Raw genomic sequence first — 1,045 nt, forward strand, 5'->3', positions numbered from 1 at the left:
GTGGCCGGGTGACCGGGTTATGCACACCCGGTCACCGCGGGTGCGCCGTTTGCGGCACCCTCGGCGGATGGATGCCGATCCTCCCGCGTTCCGCGGCGCTCCCCTGCCCTTGTTCGCCGCGGCTGAGACTCCTTCCCTCGGGTCGCACCCATCACGCGACCCGCACCTGCATCGCATCCGGACGGGCGTGTACACGGATGCGGCCGGGTGGGCTGCGCTGCCGCCGTGGGACCGCTATCTCCTTCGCGTGCACGCGTTCCGGCTCGTCAACGCCGGTGCGGTCTTCTCCCACGAGTCGGCAGCCGTTCTTCACGGCTTGCCCGTCTTCGGCCACCCCCGACACATCCACCTCTTCGACGGACGACGCGCACGCTCGCTCGCCTACGGCGACGTGCGCGTACACACGAGCGCCGACCGGCGCCGCACCGTCGAGCGCGACGGCATCCGATGCTCTCCTCTCGCGGACGTCGTGGTGGACCTCGCGCGCGTCCTGCCGCCCGCGTTCGGCCTGGCGGTGGCGGATGCCGCCCTCCGGACCGGTGGGATCACCTCGACCGAGCTGAACGACCTCGCCGCAGCCCAGCGCAACCCGCGCGGTCGGAGAAAGCTCGACTGGGTGCTGGCCCGTGGCGCTCTGCGGTCGGAATCCGTGGGCGAGTCGGTGAGCCGGGCGGTCGTCGAGTGGTGCGGGTTCCCCGCGGCCGACCTGCAGACCGAACACCGCGTCGCCGGCCGCACCTATCGATCCGATCTCTGCTGGCCGGAGCATCGCGTCATCGGCGAATTCGACGGCTGGGCGAAGTACGACGGGCATGACCCGGAGGCCGCCGCGACGGCCGTTCGAGCGGAGAAGACGCGCGAGGACGCACTGCGGCGGGCGGGGTGGCGCATCGCGCGGTGGGACTTCGCCGGTGCACTGAGGGTCGACGGCCTCCGCGACGCGTTGAGCGCGGCGGGGTTGCCCGTGGTGTCGCGGGTCGACGGGCGCAACCTCCGCTACGTCGGCCTCAACCCGCGTTCCGAGTAGCGGCGGCTGGACCCGGCG

The 1,045-nt window shown here is 72.5% G+C and carries 1 protein-coding gene; it reads left to right on the forward strand.

Annotation, left to right across the window (positions count from 1 at the left end):
- Positions 1-67: 67 nt before the first annotated feature.
- Positions 68-1,027 carry a hypothetical protein gene (locus DBR36_RS14910; protein ID WP_146185385.1) on the forward strand — a complete coding sequence of 320 codons (960 nt, stop codon included), beginning with the start codon at positions 68-70 and terminating at the stop codon, positions 1,025-1,027.
- The last annotated feature ends 18 nt before the right edge of the window (positions 1,028-1,045 follow it).

This window comes from Microbacterium sp. HMWF026 (assembly GCF_003061325.1).
GTDB lineage: Bacteria > Actinomycetota > Actinomycetes > Actinomycetales > Microbacteriaceae > Microbacterium > Microbacterium testaceum_E.